Here is a 304-nt window from a genome sequence, read left to right as displayed (position 1 = left end):
GCGTCCCAGCACACGGCAACTCATCAACCAGTCAGTGATCTCGCAGTTTCGCGCTGTGTCGTGATCGGTAACCCTCGCTAGCAGGACCGAAATGATTCCGTTGTCCCCGAATCGGTCCGAAAGGCGCACGCAGCACGACAGCGTGGCGGGGTCCGCCAGCAACGTCTCCACCTCGGTCTGGGTGTAGCGTCGCGTCATTAGATTGAACTGGTTGGTCTTGTTGATAAGCTGCGTCACCCTCGCCAAATCAACACTGTCGATCGTTGTAACTGACATGCACATCTCCAACCCACGCAGGAAGCTG

General features: G+C 57.2%; 1 pseudogene. It reads right to left on the bottom strand.

Annotated elements, in window-relative coordinates:
• Positions 1–276 (bottom strand): annotated as a pseudogene (locus tag EEB11_RS19380) (HAD-IIIC family phosphatase); the annotation flags it as partial.
• Positions 277–304 lie beyond the last annotated feature (28 nt).

This window comes from Pseudotabrizicola sediminis, assembly GCF_004745575.1.
Classification (GTDB): Bacteria; Pseudomonadota; Alphaproteobacteria; order Rhodobacterales; family Rhodobacteraceae; genus Pseudotabrizicola; species Pseudotabrizicola sediminis.
The sequence above is the reverse complement of the archived record's forward strand: the minus strand, read 5'-3'. Positions and strand labels throughout refer to the sequence as shown.